Below are 258 nucleotides of genomic sequence, written 5' to 3' on the forward strand. Positions count from 1 at the left end.
GTCATCTTCATCCGCTACGTGGCCACCCCGCTGGTCGAACGGCTGTCGCGCGCCCCGGAGCTTCTGGTCTCTTTCGCGATCGGCTGGGCCGCGCTGCTGGCCGCAGTCGGCCATTATCTTGGGTTCGGCAAGGAGCTTGGCGGCCTTTTGGCTGGTGTCTCGCTCGCCTCGACCCCGTTCCGCGAGGCGATCGCCGCGAGGCTCGCCTCGCTCCGTGACTTTCTGCTCTTGTTCTTCTTCATTGCGCTCGGGGCCTCG

General features: G+C 66.3%; 1 protein-coding gene. It reads left to right on the top strand.

Features of this window, described 5'->3' with window-relative positions; genetic code table 11:
- Positions 1 to 258, top strand: a 258-nt coding sequence (locus tag E0702_RS17880) for a cation:proton antiporter domain-containing protein (RefSeq protein ID WP_205742106.1), incomplete at both ends; no start/stop codon positions are given.

It is taken from the genome of Halomonas marinisediminis (assembly GCF_004347715.1).
Classification (GTDB): Bacteria; Pseudomonadota; Gammaproteobacteria; order Pseudomonadales; family Halomonadaceae; genus Halomonas; species Halomonas icarae.